Below are 17,119 nucleotides of genomic sequence, written 5' to 3' on the forward strand. Positions count from 1 at the left end.
TAGGCGCTTAGAGGAAGGATTTGCATAATAATCTATGATTATGTAATTTTTATAATCTCTTATTTGGGGTAGGGGATAAACCTCTAGCTAGATGAACAATTTCTTCTATAGTAAAGCTTACATCTTTATTATTGCGAATAACAAACAAATAATCAGCCTCATTTTCTATAGGATCTACCACATCATCGTGAAGTGATTCAGTTTGTTGTCGATCAAATACTTCTTTGAAACTAGAATATCCACCTCTAAAAATATTCGTACTTCGCGTGCTTCGAGCCACTCTTTCGTAAAGTACATCATCTGGAATGTCAAAATGAACGAGTATGCGTACATATTCATTCTGTGGAAATAATTCGTTTAGTAAATATAACCTTCCATTTTTACTGCGATTGGAGTTACTAATAATAAGGTGTAAATTTGAATGTTCTTTCGCATAATCAACAATGAATTTTGAAAGACCGTGCTTAAATGTATTAGGGCCTTTAGCCGGCTGTAATTTTTCGTAATGCGTGTTAATAAATTCAGCTTGATTATCTTGATCCATAACGAAAGAGTGGGGTAACTCTTTTTCTAATGCTCTTGCAAATGTAGTTTTTCCACTGTGTGTTTTTCCAACTGTAATGATGACTAATCTTTTCATGACGCCCTCCATTTGTATTGTTATGAACTGGAATATTCGGTGTAGATCGAAATCTTCCTGCTAGAGATTACACAAATTATTGGAGCGTTAGTAGGCTGAAAACTTGACAAAAAAACTTATTTATGCTATAATTTACCAATACGAAAATAAGGTGTATAATAGGGTTCTCCTGGCCAGGGGAACCCTATTTTTGTTGTGAAAATGAAGGAGAGTGTATGTGCGTGAAACAAGGTGAAGCAAGTGTAACGTCGTTAGTATCAGCATTCGGAAGGGCGTATCATAGTGAATTTGATAGTCCTAAAATCTTTAATGATTATGTAGCTAAAGATTTCATTTCGCAAAAAGAACGTAACAATATTGAAACGAACATGGTTCAAGGGATTCACTTTTTCAATACAGACATTGCAGAGCAGTTTCAAGACAATCCAAAAGAAATATTAAAATGGATTACACAAGTTCAGTTATCACCAACACCTTTAGCACGTGCCGCATATTGTGAAAGAGTATTACTACATGAAATTACATTAGGAGCGAAACAATACGTCATACTCGGTGCAGGCTTAGATACGTTCAGTTTTAGAAACCGAGAGTTAGAGAATAAAATAGAAATATTTGAAGTGGATCATCCTTCTACGCAGGCGTTTAAGAAGGAAAGAATAAAAGAAGTAGAAATTGAAGTTCCAAATAACCTTCATTTTGTTTCAATGGATTTTACGAAAGGATTTTCCTATGAACAGTTACGCAATGAAGGATTTGAAAATAAAAAGACGTTCTTTAGTCTATTAGGTGTAACGTACTATTTAACGAAAGAGGAACTTTCTAGTTTAATAGAATGTTTATTTGAGGTGGTTCCGGCAGGAAGTTCTATCGTTTTCGATTATCCCGATGAAAACTTGTTTACGGAAAAGGGACTGTCCAATCGAGTTGAAAATATGGTAAAAATGGCTGCGGTAGGCGGAGAACCGATGAAATCATGTTTTTCTTATGCCGAAATGGAAGCACTGTTAGAGAAGGCGGGCTTACTCATTTATGAACATTTATCGCCAGAAGACATAAATAAATTATATTTTGAAGGACGAAACGATTATTTGAAAGCTTTTGAGACAGTGCATTATGTGCATGCGGTGAAAAGGTAGGAAATTAGTAGGCATGGGGAGGAATCTCTGTGTCTTTTTTTATAAAAAAGGAAATGAGCTGTAGTGGTGGAAAATATAATTATAAATATATATAAATTAATGTTTTGTAGAAACTAAAGGAAAGGGGAAATAGAAGATGTTGAAATTACAAGGGAAATACAATGAAGCAAAAGTGTTTACTACGAATGTAGAAAAAACTGCAGCAGGTCAAATTATTGATCTTTGTAACCAAGAATTCGTAAAGGATAGCAAGATTCGTATTATGCCAGATACACATGCGGGTGCAGGTTGTACGATTGGGACAACAATGACAATTCAAGATAAGATTGTTCCTAATTTAGTCGGGGTTAACTAATCGGCTCAGACTTTAAACTACTCACTCAATTGACTGGGAACCCTAACGATAAAAGACGAGGGCAATCAGCAGCCAGTGGTTATGGTGACATAATCGAATGGTTCAGAGACTTGTACCATGTTAGCAGACTAAGGTACAGAATTATTCCTCATCTATTTTGAATTGAAGAGGAATAATTAATACGGTGAGCCTACAGTAGAGACTGCATATCTCGATGACTGTAGAGAAGGTATAGTCCACTCTTTCAGGAAACTGAGAGGTAAGTACGATATTGGTTGTGGCATGGAAGTTGTTATGATTAATAAGAAAAAAGAGGAAATCAACTTCGATCACTTAGACGAAACGATACGTAAATTTGTCCCAAGTGGTTTTCGTATTCGAGATAAGGAACATAGATTTTCAAAAATGATTGATTTTGATAGTGTAAGAGCCCCGTTTACATTGCAACGTGCTCAAAAAAGTATTGGTACACTTGGCGGGGGCAATCATTTTGTCGAACTGAATGAGGATGATAAAGGAAATGTATACATTGTCATTCATAGTGGTTCGCGTAATTTAGGGAAACAAGTAGCAGAGTATTATCAAAACTTTGCTTACGAGCAACTTATAAACGTTAAATCTATTAAAGAAGAACTGATTGAGCGTTTAACGAAAGAAGGTAGACAACAAGAAATACATGAAGCTTTACGTGAAATTAAGAAACCGGTGATTCGCAAAGAATTAGCTTATTTAGAAGGACAAGGATTTAAAGATTACATGAATGATATGAAAATTGCACAAAAATATGCGGAGTTAAATCGTAAGGCAATGATTGATGAAATCGTCACTAAAATGGATTGGAAAGTAACCGATCAATTCACTACAATTCATAACTACATCGATATGGAAAATATGATTCTACGAAAAGGTGCTATTTCAGCTCAGAAAAATGAACGAGTAATCATTCCAATCAATATGAGAGATGGTTCAATCATTGCATTTGGTAAAGGAAATCCAGATTGGAACTTTTCTGGCCCTCATGGAGCAGGGCGTATTATGAGTCGCAAGAAGGCGAAAGAAGTACTTAACTTAGAGGATTTTCAAAATACAATGACAGAGGTTTGGACTACATCTGTTGCAGAAAGTACTTTAGATGAAGCACCAATGGTATATAAGCCAATGGATGAAATTATTGAGAATACAAAAGAAACAATTGATATTAAACATATTATTAAGCCACTTTACAATTTTAAGGCTAATTAAAAGAGGAGTAACTTTTATTAAAGAAAGAGAACTTGAAAAAATAGCATATTTTGTGGCGGTTATATAACAGAGATTAAAAAGACAACATATTAAACTAAGAGATTCATCATATTCATTTACATTTATGTAATGTTAAAGACTAAAAAGCTATATTGGCGCGAATTGCTAATTGTGGAGTGTGTAGAAAAGACAAAATCTCTTAAAAAACACTTAATTTTTTATTCCATTAATCTTTACAATCTCCCCCTATAATGTGAATTGGACAAGCACCTAAGAGAAGCAGAACATGTCAGTTGGTACATTCTATTATTAGGGGGAGAATTTGTATGAAAAAGACAGTTGCTTCGTTAGCAGTTATGGCGGCATTATTACCGACATTTTCAGCACATGCGGAAGGGAAAGAGCAAGTTCGAAAATCAGCTACAACTTTTAATGTTATTAGTGACATTCAAGGTGATTTAGGAGATTTTGATCACGTATTAAAAGATATGAATAAAGTAACGCCACTTTCTAGAGCGCTTATTATGAATGGGGATATAACGCCGACTGGACAACAGTCACAATATGATGATGTAAAGCGTGTGTTAAATAAAAATAAGCATCCAGAAAATGTATGGTCTACTGTTGGGAATCATGAGTTTTATGCTGGTAAATGGACAGCAGATGGGAAACTCTCTCAAAGTACATGGCCAAATGGTGTAACTGAGGAAACTTTATTTAACCGCTATCTGAAATTTAGTGGACAAGAAAAGGTATATCATAAAAAAGAATTAGATGGCTATCCACTTTTATTTTTAGGAACTGAAAAATATATGAAATACCACGATTCAAAAATGTGGGATGAAGTATATATGAGTGATGAGCAATTAGGTTGGTTAAAACAAAATTTAGAAGAGTATAGTCAAAAAGATAAAAATAAACCAATCTTTATTTTCTCTCATCACGTTTTACCTGATACGGTATCGGGATCAAGACAATCGCCGTATTTACAAGATTATTTAAACGTGGATAAATTGTACGATATATTAAAAGACTATCCGCAGGTTGTTTTCTTCACGAGTCATACGCATTGGGATTTAAACTTACCTGACTGGGCTGGTAAAAAGAAAATTAAAGGTGGAGATGAAAAAGGTTTCACTGTTGTAAATACGGGCGGGATTGAAACAGGCTGGATGTCAGCAGGACCAAATGGAGGAGAGAAAACTGCTCCAGATGGCTATTCATTTAAACAAGGGTTACAAGTGAAAGCATATGGTAACGATGTAATTGTGACAGCTTACGATTACAAACGTGATAAGGATATAAAGAAGTTATTAATTAGTGATTCAAAAATTGCGCAGATGGCACCAAATGTAACGGCAGATGATAGTGAAAATATAATTGTCGGTGCAACTGAATATATGGAGTATTCTATAGAAGGAACGAATGAGTGGCATACGTATAGTAAAGCAAATCCTCCGAAATTTGATGGAGATAAAGTCGTATACGTACGTCATAAAGGTGAAATGAATTTAGAGCCGGGATTAACGCAGTTACTTCGTTTTTCGGTAAATAAGTGATTGGAGGGAGTCTGCATTTGAATGTGTGGGCTCTTTTTTTGTTGATAAGAAAGGGGGTGCCTGTCTGTCGTTTTTTTGTCGATAGATCGATATATTAAGAAAATCGTTGATATATTGCAAGTTACGATAGATATATTTGAAAAATCGTTGATATATTGTAAGGAATGAACGATATATTTAAAAAATCGTTGATATAAATTTCATGTACCGTAATTAAGTTAAAATCATTAATACGGTTTTACTTATCAAAACGAAATTCTAATACATTTTTAACCGAGAAAGGTGACTTCACCATTTTTACGTGTAATAATAGTAACGTTACATATATTGTGAAAGAAGTACAAAAGGAGCGTTACAATGAATTTAGCTAAATTCCCGAGAAAAAAATATACAGAATCATATACACCAATTGAAAAGTTAAACAACTTTTCTGAAGCACTTGGTGGCCCGACTATTTATTTTAAACGAGATGATTTACTTGGTTTAACAGCTGGTGGCAATAAGACGAGAAAGTTAGAATTTTTAGTTGCGGATGCACAGGAAAATGGTGCAGATACGTTAATTACAGCTGGTGGTATTCAGTCAAATCATTGCCGCCTGACACTGGCAGCTGCGGTAAAAGAAAAAATGAAATGTATCCTTGTATTAGAGGAAGGGCTTGAGCCAGAAGAGAAGAGAGACTTTAACGGAAACTATTTCTTATATCACTTATTAGGTGCTGAAAATGTCATTGTTGTACCGAACGGAGCAGATCTTATGGAAAAAATGCATAAAGTAGCACAAGAAGTAAGTGAAAAAGGTAATACACCATATGTAATTCCAGTTGGTGGATCAAACCCTACGGGTGCTATGGGATACGTTGCTTGTGCGCAAGAAATTATGGCGCAATCATTTGAGCAAGGAATTGATTTCAGTTCAGTTGTTTGTGTAAGTGGTAGCGGCGGTATGCATGCTGGTTTAGTTACTGGTTTTTCTGGAACACAAAGCCATATTCCTGTAATCGGGATTAACGTAAGTAGAGGAAAAGCTGAGCAAGAAGAGAAAGTAGCAAAACTTGTAGATGAAACTTCAGCACATGTTGGTATTCCAAACTTTATCTCGCGCGACGCTGTTACGTGCTTTGATGAATATGTAGGACCAGGCTATGCGTTACCAACGCCGGAAATGGTAGAGGCAGTTCAGTTACTTGCGAAAACAGAAGGTATTTTACTTGATCCAGTGTATACAGGTAAGGCAGTAGCGGGATTAATCGACTTAATTAGAAAAGATAAATTTAATAAGGAAGACAATATTTTATTCGTACATTCAGGTGGTTCACCAGCTTTATATGCGAATACTTCTTTATTTGCGTAAGTGTAAAAAGCATTGGGTATCCAATGCTTTTTTGTTATATACTGGAATTGTCGAGAGGTGGGAGGATTATATGAACTCAAATTTAAAATGGATTATATATACGGTACTCGGCATTTCTATTCTATTAATCTTATTTGTGGCTTATGGGGTGTATTCGTATTTTATATTTTAAAAGCGTAATGGAAGTGAACCATAATGTAATGTATGTTATAGTTTGATATGTTAATTACTTACAATACTTTCTACAAGGAGAATACATAATGAGAGCAAAGAAACTAGTAACGTTAGCAGTTCCATTTATGCTGTTAGTCGGATGCGAGGTAGGAGATAAAGATTCTACTCATAAGACTGAGCAAACTAGTAAAGCAATAACGAAAACAGTAATTTCTGAACAACAGTATCCGTACCACATATGTGAGCAAGTGGTAGAGTTCCAATTTAAGAAGGATGAACTATTATTAAACTTAGGAGAATCCTTAAAGGACAAAGAAAAAGCAAAAGCTGTTTTAAAAACATCAAACGAGATAGATAAAATTTTAGACAATATGGAACACATAAAAGTACCTGATACATACAAAGACATTCACAAATCCATACAAGAAGGGGTAACAGAGGCAAGAAAAGCAACGAAGTTAATTAAGGATGCTGGTAAAGAAGATAAACAGAAGATTCAAGAAGCTACAATGAAAGGTACTGAATTTTTATCAGGTGTAGACGGAGAGCATTGGAAAAAAGCAATTTATGAGTTATCACAGGAAAACAAAGATGCTTATAGTAAGGCACTTGATAAGAAAGTAAAGGAGCACTCAAAGTAAAACAGTAACTTGTAACAATACATATCCACCTAAAATTTCCGCGAATGCTATGCTAGGAAGTTAGGTGGGAGATTACTGTCCTTAAATGTGGCTGATTAAAGCTACAGCCACATTCTCCTGTTCTAATTAACTAAAAGAAGAACTTCCCCATCCCGATTAGACTACTGATCATTCCTATTCCACTCATGGTACCTTTTCCTGCTGTAAGTAAGTTTCCAAGCATTCCTAGCTGACCGTAACCTCCGTTATTCCCCCATCCCATGGGACTTATCTGTCCTCCCCATCCTGGAGAGTTTCCGAAAATACCCCCGTTATTGGTATTGAATTTAAAAGCCTTAGCTGGCGGCGATAGTAAAGCTGCGAGATGACCTTGTGCGAACATCCCTGTATGATTGAATGGTTGCGCCCAGGGGAAGGGAGGTTTTTGAAAATTAAAACCTGCATGACCTGGTAATGGAGTCCAATTAGCAGGGTGACCTTGTGGTAGTATCTCTGCATAATTAATTGGCTGCTGCCCCCAAGAGAAGGGAGGAGGTTGGGGATTGAACCCCGTATAATTGGCTGATGAATCCCAACTCACTGGATAGACTCGGTAACTCCAATTCTCAGGAAGCTTCAAATCATTCATTACCTCAGATGTAGTTATTTCGGGCTGTGAATATAATGAAATTTGGTTAGTATATTGTTGCCCATTTCCCTTTGAATTCAAATACCAATATTGGTCCATACGCTTATTCTCCTCACTTTAAAAATGTAATGTTAGACTTAGCCTATGTAATATTCCTTTTTATGGATGGTTACATAACTAGATCTACAAGCCTGTATTTAAAGGAATGGGTGCGTAGTCTTTTTGATTTTTCTCGCTGCCTGTAAAATTCCCATTGATGTAAAGTTTCACTTTATTTTAGAAGGGGATTTTCAGTTGCTTCTTTTTTGTATTTCAGCCTAATTTAAATTCCGTTAACAAACATTTTTATAAAGGTTTAATCAACAAAAAGATTTTAAAATGGTATGTTGAGCAAGTGGAATTGCTAAAAAGAGAATATCCATTCGAAGAGTTTGGCAAAATACTGTAAGGGTAATGTTTTCTTGTGCAAATATGTAAACGATTTAAACGAATCAATGAAATTTATAATGAAGGGGCAATTAAATATATGAGTGAAACATTACATAAAAGAAAACCACCATATGTAATGCTTGTAATCCTTTTTATTGGGGCATTTGTTTCATTTCTAAATAACTCCCTTTTAAATGTAGCCTTGCCATCAATAATGAAAGATTTAAACATTCAAGATTATTCAACGATCCAGTGGCTTTCTACAGGGTATATGCTTGTAAGTGGTATATTAATTCCGGCCTCAGCATTTTTAATAACGCGTTTCTCGAATAGGAGCCTATTTATTACATCTATGGTGATTTTTATTCTTGGTACTGCCTTAGCGGCTGTAGCACCTAACTTTGGTTTATTACTTACTGGTCGGATGGTTCAAGCGGCAGGCTCTTCAGTTATGGGACCTTTGTTAATGAATATTATGCTAGTAAGCTTTCCAAGAGAAAAAAGGGGAACAGCAATGGGGATTTTTGGACTAGTTATGATTACAGCTCCAGCAATTGGGCCGACACTATCAGGTTATATTGTAGAGTATTATGACTGGCGTTTGCTTTTTGAAATGATTTTACCGTTAGCAATCATTAGCTTACTGTTAGGGATTTGGAAATCTGAGAATGTCATGAAACAAAACAAAAATGCAAAACTTGATTATCTCTCATTACTATTATCTTCTGTCGGTTTTGGCGGTTTGTTATATGGATTCAGTTCTGCAAGCTCCGATGGTTGGACAAATAAAGTTGTCTTAACAACTTTAATCATAGGCGCTATTGCCCTAATTGCTTTCATTATTCGTCAATTAAAAATGGATGAGCCGTTATTGGATTTACGTGTTTACAAGTACCCAATGTTTGCACTTGCGTCTGTAATTGCAATTGTTAACGCGGTGGCCATGTTTTCGGGTATGATTTTAACACCAGCTTATGTACAAAACGTCCGTGGTATTTCGCCGCTGAGCTCTGGGCTGATGATGCTTCCAGGTGCGGTTATAATGGGGATTATGTCACCAATTACAGGTAAACTATTTGATAAATATGGTCCTCGGATTCTTGGCATAGTGGGGCTTTCCATTACAGCTGTTTCAACTTATATGTTGGCAAGTCTGCAAATTGACTCTAGTCACACACATATTATTCTTATCTACACACTGCGGATGTTTGGGATGGCGATGGTTATGATGCCACTTATGACAAATGGTCTTAATCAATTGCCAACTCGCTTAAACCCGCACGGTACAGCTGTTAATAATACGGCTCAACAAGTGTCCGGTTCGATTGGTACTGCTATTCTTGTTACGATTATGAACTCTGTAACAAAAACAAAAGCTGAAAGTTTAATGTCTCATATAGATCCAACAACCTTTACAGAAACTACGAAGGCAATAGTAACTCAGAAGGCTTTATTATCTGGAATTCAATATTCGTTTTATGTAGCGCTTGGCATGAATGTTGTTGCACTACTATTAGTTTTTTTCGTTAAACGTGTAGATACAAGTGCGGAAGCTGTCGAGAAGCTAAATCGGTAGAGAAAAATAAAACGCTTGATAATGATTCCTACAAGTTTTTTGCTGCTAAGGCGCCGGTATTTAAAGCTGGAAAAGAACTAAAAGAAGCAGGGAAATAATTATATAGTAAAAGAGGACCTGATGTTCATATCAGGTCCTCTTTCATTAGTAACACGGTATACTTGCTTATCGTATTGGTTTAACTAAACTACTGATTTTTCGAATACTACAATCTTAAGCTCGTCAACTTCTCTATTTTTGGGGTGTTTTAGAAGAAAATGAATCAAAATAATCGTTTTTATAAACAAATACAAGAGATGAGATCCGTTTGCAATTTCTCATAAACATTACAAGTTTAGATTATCTTTTAACACCAACATTAAAAGGCTCCAACTATATTTATTCGCTTCATTTTAATTTAGTATTTTTCTACAAGTTATAAATCTAATTGCCAAGCTTATACGTAATATCATAATCATGAATAGTTAGGGAAAAGATAAAATAAGGTAATCAATTACATATCTTTATCCCAGGCGATTAGTTGCTATTTCCTCTTTATTAAATGGGATATGTTATTTCATGCTTTTTTGAAAGGGTGTTTTAAATGGAAAAAAAAGTATCTGCCATTCCTCAGCCGAAAACATATGGACCGCTGGGTAATCTCCCATTAATCGATAAAGATAAACCGACCCTATCCTTTATCAAGATAGCGGAAGAGTATGGTCCCATTTTTCAAATTCAAACTTTAAGTGATACCATAATTGTCGTTTCCGGACATGAACTGGTAGCAGAAGTCTGTGACGAAACACGGTTCGATAAAAGTATAGAGGGTGCTTTAGCAAAAGTTCGCGCCTTTGCTGGGGACGGATTATTTACTAGCGAGACTCACGAGCCTAACTGGAAAAAAGCCCATAATATTTTGATGCCTACATTTAGCCAACGGGCAATGAAAGATTACCATGCCATGATGGTCGATATTGCTGTACAACTCGTTCAAAAATGGGCACGGCTTAATCCGAATGAAAACGTAGATGTTCCGGAGGATATGACTCGTCTTACGTTAGATACAATTGGTCTATGTGGTTTTAATTACCGATTCAATAGCTTTTATCGTGAGACACCTCATCCTTTTATTACTAGCATGACCCGTGCTCTAGATGAGGCGATGCACCAATTGCAGCGGTTGGATATAGAAGACAAACTTATGTGGAGAACGAAACGTCAATTTCAGCATGATATCCAATCTATGTTTTCTTTAGTAGATAATATTATTGCTGAACGTAAAAGTAGTGGAGATCAGGAAGAAAATGATTTACTTTCCCGTATGTTAAATGTGTCAGATCCGGAAACTGGTGAAAAATTAGATGATGAAAACATTCGTTTCCAAATTATCACTTTTTTAATAGCTGGGCATGAGACAACAAGTGGATTGTTATCTTTTGCAATTTACTTTTTATTAAAGAATCCGGATAAATTGAAAAAAGCCTATGAAGAAGTAGACCGTGTTTTGACAGATCCTACTCCAACATACCAACAAGTTATGAAACTGAAGTATATACGGATGATTTTAAATGAATCACTGCGTCTATGGCCTACCGCTCCAGCATTCAGTCTCTATGCAAAAGAAGATACAGTGATTGGCGGGAAATACCCAATTAAGAAAGGAGAAGATCGTATTTCTGTTCTTATTCCACAGCTACATAGGGATAAAGATGCATGGGGAGACAATGTGGAAGAATTCCAACCTGAACGATTTGAAGAGCTGGATAAGGTTCCTCATCATGCTTATAAGCCATTTGGAAATGGCCAGAGAGCATGTATCGGTATGCAATTTGCACTTCATGAAGCCACTCTTGTAATGGGAATGCTTCTTCAACATTTTGAATTAATCGATTATCAAAACTATCAGCTGGATGTAAAACAAACATTAACGCTAAAGCCCGGTGATTTTAAGATTAGGATTCTACCCCGAAAACAAACTATTAGCCATCCTACTGCTCTTGCACCTACAGAGGACAAGCTGAAAAACGATGAAATTAAGCAGCACGTTCAGAAGACACCTTCTATTATTGGGGCCGATAATCTTTCACTTCTTGTTCTGTATGGCTCGGATACAGGGGTAGCAGAAGGTATTGCAAGAGAATTAGCAGATACAGCTAGTTTAGAAGGAGTTCAAACGGAAGTGGTAGCTCTTAACGATCGAATTGGAAGTTTGCCAAAAGAAGGAGCGGTACTTATTGTGACTTCTTCTTATAATGGAAAACCACCAAGTAATGCAGGGCAGTTTGTGCAATGGTTGGAGGAACTAAAAACAGATGAGCTAAAAGGGGTTCAATACGCAGTTTTTGGTTGTGGAGATCATAATTGGGCTAGTACCTATCAACGGATTCCAAGATACATTGATGAGCAGATGGCTCAAAAAGGAGCAACAAGATTTTCTAAACGCGGAGAAGCAGATGCAAGTGGTGATTTCGAGGAACAGCTCGAGCAATGGAAACAAAGCATGTGGTCTGATGCGATGAAGGCATTTGGATTGGAGCTCAACAAAAATATGGAAAAAGAGCGCAGTACTTTGAGTCTGCAATTTGTCAGTCGTCTTGGAGGATCTCCTCTTGCACGAACATATGAAGCAGTTTATGCGTCTATACTAGAAAATCGTGAACTCCAATCATCCAGCAGTGATAGAAGTACACGACATATCGAGGTATCCTTGCCAGAAGGCGCTACATATAAAGAAGGAGACCACCTTGGAGTGCTGCCAGTTAATAGCGAGAAAAATATCAACCGAATTTTAAGACGCTTTGGATTAAATGGGAAGGATCAAGTTATACTGAGTGCAAGTGGACGAAGTATAAATCACATACCTTTAGACAGTCCTGTTAGTTTATTGGACCTTCTTAGTTATAGTGTTGAAGTTCAAGAAGCAGCCACTCGAGCACAAATACGAGAAATGGTAACATTCACAGCATGTCCTCCTCATAAAAAAGAATTGGAAGCATTATTAGAAGAAGGAGTTTACCATGAACAAATACTAAAGAAACGGATTTCAATGTTGGACCTTCTTGAAAAGTATGAGGCTTGTGAAATCCGATTTGAACGCTTTTTAGAACTTCTTCCTGCGCTCAAACCGCGTTACTATTCTATTTCAAGCTCTCCACTCGTTGCACAGAATCGTCTGAGCATTACGGTCGGTGTTGTTAATGCGCCTGCATGGAGTGGGGAAGGGACATATGAAGGAGTCGCTTCTAATTACTTAGCTCAGCGTCATAATAAAGATGAGATTATCTGTTTCATTCGAACGCCACAATCAAACTTTGAATTACCTAAAGATCCAGAAACACCAATTATTATGGTTGGGCCAGGTACTGGAATTGCACCATTCCGTGGATTCTTGCAAGCGCGTCGTGTTCAAAAGCAAAAAGGTATTAACTTAGGAGAAGCACATCTATATTTTGGTTGTCGTCATCCTGAAAAAGATTATCTTTATCGTACAGAACTAGAAAATGATGAAAGAGATGGATTAATCTCTTTACACACAGCTTTTTCTCGTCTAGAGGGACATCCAAAAACATATGTACAGCATTTAATAAAACAAGATAGAATCAATTTAATTTCGTTATTAGATAATGGAGCTCATCTTTATATATGTGGTGATGGAAGTAAAATGGCTCCGGATGTAGAAGATACCCTTTGTCAAGCATATCAAGAAATTCATGAAGTCAGTGAACAAGAAGCAAGAAATTGGTTGGATCGTGTGCAAGATGAAGGGCGATATGGAAAAGATGTTTGGGCTGGTATATGACTGTTTCTTAATTAGATACATATTAACTAATGAACTTCTTTCGAATAAATTTCACTTTATTAGTATAGTGTATTTAGATGAATGGTGATTAACCGGACTATTTAGTATCTACTAAATAAAAAACAGGACCTGATATGCATCTATCAGGTCCTGTTTCACATAGACATTATACATCGATATTTTCCACGCATTATCAATGTTTGTAATGTAGTTAGCCTTTTGAGTCAGCTATAAAATCAGATATTATTTTTTCAATATCGAAAGGAGTAATCCCTTTATCCAAAGAAAAAATGCTTTCTGCTTCTTCGATGTCTTGAACGAGTTCACCTCTAGCTTCAATATGTAATCGGAACAAGTCATATAAATTCGGTTTAACTAAATTAGTTAAAGCCTTCCCAACTAGTATCATACCTTTTTGATTAGCCTCGATGGTATTATCATAAGTTAGATCTCTCGTAAGAGACAAATCTGTCCAAATCAATTTTCGTTCCTTTAAGTCTAAAATAACTGGAATAGAGATTTGGGTGTCGGCAGTAATATCCACTTTATCTTGAACAGTAGAAGGTTCAAATATTTCACCTGAACCAGGATATTGACGAACCATCCAACCAGTAAAGCATTCTGGTAAATCTTTATACGGTTGGTCTGTGTAAGAAAGCAAAGTCATTACTACATAGCGTGCACCATATTTCAGCACAGACGGAATATCGAAATCAATGAATTCAGATGCCCCCTTTGGTGCAGAAGTAATATCTCCGCTATGGTAGGCTTTGAAATTTTTTGAACGTAAGTTCGTGAAGGATACATGTTCTTTGTATTGCCAATCTTCGTCGTACATTGCAGCAGATAAATCAATGTCAACACGTCCTGTATGTTGTCCATTCACATAGCCTTCTTTCCACCATAGGAAAAAACGAATCGTATCTCCTTCTGGCAAATCTACTTTACTTCCTCGAGATAATGTGCGAAGCGCTTTGCTGGCTGAACGTTGAGAGAAGGGAACTAAGTGATTTTTTAACTGTTCATCCAAAAATACTTTTCCGAGACTTGGAAGTTCTGCGAAGCGATTTTTTAAAGTATCTTCACACATTTTTACAATCATTAAACAAATATCCTCTGAGATAAATGGAAGTGTATTTTCAATACCTATAGCTTTTGCTACATTTCCCTTTGGAAAAAAGGTACGAAATTCATTTTTATCATTTCGATGCTTAAAATGAGCCGTGAGTTGAAGTAATACAGGAGTAGAAACGTTTCCTATTATACTTAGAAAATCTTCGAGAATATTGAAAACATCTGTTGACTTATCACTACATAAACGGATTAAATGATCCAAGCGTCTGGCAAATTCCCCTGGGCGAGTTTTTAAAAGATTTTTCGCTGTCATGATATCACGATTCAACAAAGCTGCTTCTATTTTCCCATTAAATGTTTCAACTTTAATGTTGTTGCGAAGAATCTCAAATGCTCGGTGGGTTTTTGGGAAACGAGTATGATATTCTGCTGGATGAAGAATTTCACCTAAACGAATCCAACGTTTTTTGTATCGAAGCATATCTTCGGTAATGTTTCCGCATTGCTCTAACAAACCTAAAAGGAAGCGTCTTTCTGCTCGGTTAAACTTCTTGAATCGGACGGAGGATGCTAAACTCACATCGCCTTCAGATAAAGCAACTGCAAGGCGAAGAACATCAGTTGCTGTTTTAAAATACTTTGCAGCAGCATCGGCTGATATTTTTCTGTTTATTAATAAAACCCCAATTATAAAAGACATATTTTCCTTATGAGGAATTACATTAGGTAGAAAACAGGAAACATCTTCAGTGTGTGTAATAGCCCATTCTACATCCGTCTTATCAGTTGAGGAAATAGAGCTGTTTGCACTAATCAATTGAGAAATCATTTGATTGAAATCTTCTTCACTTCCTAAGTCAATAACTTTCAAATCAACTCTATCTAAAAGAGGGAGTCGTTCTTCTACTTTTGATACAGGTAGGCGCAACGTCACATAATGAATAATGGCATTAATGTATAAATCAGCGTCACTTAAATCCATCATTTGTTGCGGAAAGTTTGGATACATAGGAGTAAACTGAATATGTGCTCCAACCATTTCTTTTAAATGTTTTACCAACTCTTTGTAAAACGATGTGAATGCATCAACCGAAAGGGTTTGCAACTCTTCTATTAAAGGCTCGGAAAAAGTAAATCCTAAACTTTCCAAGTTTTTTAAAACAGTGGCTAAATAAATGTTCGGTAGTTTATTTTCTTCTCTTTTTATAATTACTTTCAAACTTCTTCTTATGTAAATAGAATTTTTCATGAGAACGCCAGCTATTCACGCCTTATAAAAGAGGGGAATAGTCTGACTGTCCTCCTTTCAGTGGTAGATTTTTATTTTTATATGTATAAACACACTAATTGTAGAAAAATGCACAGAGGGTACATAGCTATTTTTTAGTGAAAAATTAGGGGTATAACATTTAGTTGTTAAGTGGTAATTTGTTAATTAAGAAAAGAAAACCTCTACATCAATGGTTGATAAACTAAAGTTTATTCAATCCTAAAGAAGAAAGAGGTTTTATAGTCTAATTATTTTTCATAGGGAATTGACAACTCTAAAACAATTTGAAATTTCTACAAAGAAGGAAGAATTGTCATAGCCTATGTGTTTAGCAGGAAAGTAACATCCCTATTTCGCCAAAGAAGTTAGAAGGAAGGAACGTCATAGCCTGCTTTATTAGTATATTCTCTTGCGAAGAGCAATTCAAGTATACTGTCTGATTTTTTATATTTTTCTTAAAGGGGAATTTTCATGATTATCCCGCATTAACGGGCAGCCAGATTGGTGAGGGTGATTAAAGTTTCACTTTATAAATAGGGAGACCATCACATGCCCTTTTTATAATACTATTACGGGAGGATTTTTATTTTTGATATATTATACCATTTACTTAATGGTATAATATGGTATGCGTTCTGTGGAATGGAGTTGAATGAGTATTATAAATACAAAAGGTGAAATTAAAAAAACGAAAAGAAAAGTATTACTAACTATACTTACTATGTTAGTAATTATAATTGGATTTGGATATTGGAAACTTTTTAGTTTGCAAGGTGTTCCAAAAGGGGAATTAATTCGAACAGTGAAATCTCCAGATGGAAAATATCTCATCAAGACTTATTTTCATAATGCAGGATCATTAAGTGCGGATGCTGTTAGGGGTGAATTAGTTAACCTTGATACAGATTCAGAGAAAAATATATATTGGAACTATCCAGATACAGATCCATATATTGAATGGGTAAATAAGAATATTGTTAGAATTGGAGATCAAACTTTAGATGTTTCACAGAAAGAAACCTATGATTGGCGTGATGACGATAAGCACGTTAAAGAAATGCCTAAACAGTTTATTAGATAAAATAAGAAAAATTAAATTTATTTAATCTTATTCGTTTAACTATAGATAGGATTATATGGGTGAAAAAGTCCATTTAGATTGAACTGAACCCAAAAAATTAGACAAATATATTAAGCAGCTACTAAGGATTGAACTCTGTATTGCACAGGGGACAATCCTTTTAGTTTTGTTTTAATTCTT

The 17,119-nt window shown here is 35.7% G+C and carries 12 protein-coding genes; 9 read left to right on the forward strand and 3 right to left on the reverse strand.

The genetic code is table 11. From position 1 onward, the window contains the following. Positions 1–49: 49 nt before the first annotated feature. The gene (locus ES895_RS25045) at positions 50–640 is read right to left on the reverse strand and encodes an ATP-binding protein (RefSeq protein ID WP_000826989.1); all 591 of its coding nucleotides are present in this window, start codon (positions 638–640) and stop codon (positions 50–52) included. Positions 641–855: 215 nt separating this feature from the next. Here ES895_RS25045 and ES895_RS25050 point away from each other — a divergent pair, with 215 nt between their 5' ends. The 6 genes from ES895_RS25050 (at position 856) to ES895_RS25075 (ending at position 7,100) form a co-directional block, all read left to right on the forward strand. Further along, positions 856–1,776, forward strand: a complete 921-nt coding sequence (locus tag ES895_RS25050) for a class I SAM-dependent methyltransferase (RefSeq protein ID WP_002061808.1) — start codon at positions 856–858, stop codon at positions 1,774–1,776. A 136-nt stretch (positions 1,777–1,912) separates the two neighbouring features. After that, the gene (locus tag ES895_RS25055) at positions 1,913–2,131 is read left to right on the forward strand and encodes an RtcB family protein (protein ID WP_000916240.1); all 219 of its coding nucleotides are present in this window, start codon (positions 1,913–1,915) and stop codon (positions 2,129–2,131) included. Between the two features lie 282 nt (positions 2,132–2,413). Further along, the gene (locus tag ES895_RS25060) at positions 2,414–3,373 is read left to right on the forward strand and encodes an RtcB family protein (RefSeq protein WP_000454390.1); all 960 of its coding nucleotides are present in this window, start codon (positions 2,414–2,416) and stop codon (positions 3,371–3,373) included. A gap of 326 nt (positions 3,374–3,699) precedes the next feature. Next, a complete protein-coding gene (locus tag ES895_RS25065) occupies positions 3,700–4,932 on the forward strand; it encodes a DUF4073 domain-containing protein (RefSeq protein ID WP_000754277.1) in 1,233 nt (410 codons plus the stop codon). Positions 4,933–5,289: 357 nt separating this feature from the next. Then, positions 5,290–6,285, forward strand: coding sequence for a D-cysteate sulfo-lyase (gene cuyA, locus ES895_RS25070; protein ID WP_135238729.1), 996 nt, complete (start codon positions 5,290–5,292; stop codon positions 6,283–6,285). A 260-nt stretch (positions 6,286–6,545) separates the two neighbouring features. Beyond that, the gene (locus ES895_RS25075) at positions 6,546–7,100 is read left to right on the forward strand and encodes a hypothetical protein (RefSeq protein ID WP_135238730.1); all 555 of its coding nucleotides are present in this window, start codon (positions 6,546–6,548) and stop codon (positions 7,098–7,100) included. A 130-nt stretch (positions 7,101–7,230) separates the two neighbouring features. Here the strand turns inward: ES895_RS25075 and ES895_RS25080 are convergent, their stop codons facing one another. Continuing rightward, complete coding sequence (locus tag ES895_RS25080; protein WP_065703681.1) at positions 7,231–7,827, reverse strand: hypothetical protein; 597 nt, start codon at positions 7,825–7,827, stop codon at positions 7,231–7,233. Between the two features lie 427 nt (positions 7,828–8,254). On the opposite strand from ES895_RS25080, the gene ES895_RS25085 reads away from it, so the two are divergent. Together ES895_RS25085 and cypD are read left to right on the forward strand one after the other, a co-directional pair. Next, complete coding sequence (locus ES895_RS25085) at positions 8,255–9,733, forward strand: DHA2 family efflux MFS transporter permease subunit (RefSeq protein ID WP_000005138.1); 1,479 nt, start codon at positions 8,255–8,257, stop codon at positions 9,731–9,733. A 583-nt stretch (positions 9,734–10,316) separates the two neighbouring features. Then, complete coding sequence (gene cypD / locus ES895_RS25090) at positions 10,317–13,514, forward strand: bifunctional P-450/NADPH--P450 reductase (RefSeq protein WP_000412773.1); 3,198 nt, start codon at positions 10,317–10,319, stop codon at positions 13,512–13,514. Positions 13,515–13,725: 211 nt separating this feature from the next. Here cypD and ES895_RS25095 read toward each other — a convergent pair whose 3' ends face one another. Further along, positions 13,726–15,837, reverse strand: coding sequence for a TerD family protein (locus tag ES895_RS25095; protein WP_000798027.1), 2,112 nt, complete (start codon positions 15,835–15,837; stop codon positions 13,726–13,728). A 673-nt stretch (positions 15,838–16,510) separates the two neighbouring features. Between ES895_RS25095 and ES895_RS25100 the strand changes: the two genes are divergently transcribed. Then, entirely contained in the window at positions 16,511–16,939 is a 429-nt protein-coding gene (locus ES895_RS25100) for a DUF5412 domain-containing protein (RefSeq protein WP_000022542.1), read from the forward strand. Positions 16,940–17,119 lie beyond the last annotated feature (180 nt).

Origin of the sequence: Bacillus sp. 007/AIA-02/001 (genome assembly GCF_004634455.1) — a bacterium.
In the GTDB taxonomy this organism is placed as follows: domain Bacteria; phylum Bacillota; class Bacilli; order Bacillales; family Bacillaceae_G; genus Bacillus_A; species Bacillus_A cereus.

Coding starts and splice junctions, on each gene's coding strand:
- ES895_RS25080 (WP_065703681.1), bottom strand. CDS start 7,827: ATGGACCAATATTGGTATTTGAATTCAAAGGGAAATGGGCAACAATAT.
- ES895_RS25055 (WP_000916240.1), top strand. CDS start 1,913: ATGTTGAAATTACAAGGGAAATACAATGAAGCAAAAGTGTTTACTACG.
- ES895_RS25100 (WP_000022542.1), top strand. CDS start 16,511: ATGAGTATTATAAATACAAAAGGTGAAATTAAAAAAACGAAAAGAAAA.
- ES895_RS25050 (WP_002061808.1), top strand. CDS start 856: ATGTGCGTGAAACAAGGTGAAGCAAGTGTAACGTCGTTAGTATCAGCA.
- ES895_RS25095 (WP_000798027.1), bottom strand. CDS start 15,837: ATGAAAAATTCTATTTACATAAGAAGAAGTTTGAAAGTAATTATAAAA.
- ES895_RS25060 (WP_000454390.1), top strand. CDS start 2,414: ATGGAAGTTGTTATGATTAATAAGAAAAAAGAGGAAATCAACTTCGAT.
- cuyA (WP_135238729.1), top strand. CDS start 5,290: ATGAATTTAGCTAAATTCCCGAGAAAAAAATATACAGAATCATATACA.
- ES895_RS25085 (WP_000005138.1), top strand. CDS start 8,255: ATGAGTGAAACATTACATAAAAGAAAACCACCATATGTAATGCTTGTA.
- ES895_RS25075 (WP_135238730.1), top strand. CDS start 6,546: ATGAGAGCAAAGAAACTAGTAACGTTAGCAGTTCCATTTATGCTGTTA.
- ES895_RS25045 (WP_000826989.1), bottom strand. CDS start 640: ATGAAAAGATTAGTCATCATTACAGTTGGAAAAACACACAGTGGAAAA.
- cypD (WP_000412773.1), top strand. CDS start 10,317: ATGGAAAAAAAAGTATCTGCCATTCCTCAGCCGAAAACATATGGACCG.
- ES895_RS25065 (WP_000754277.1), top strand. CDS start 3,700: ATGAAAAAGACAGTTGCTTCGTTAGCAGTTATGGCGGCATTATTACCG.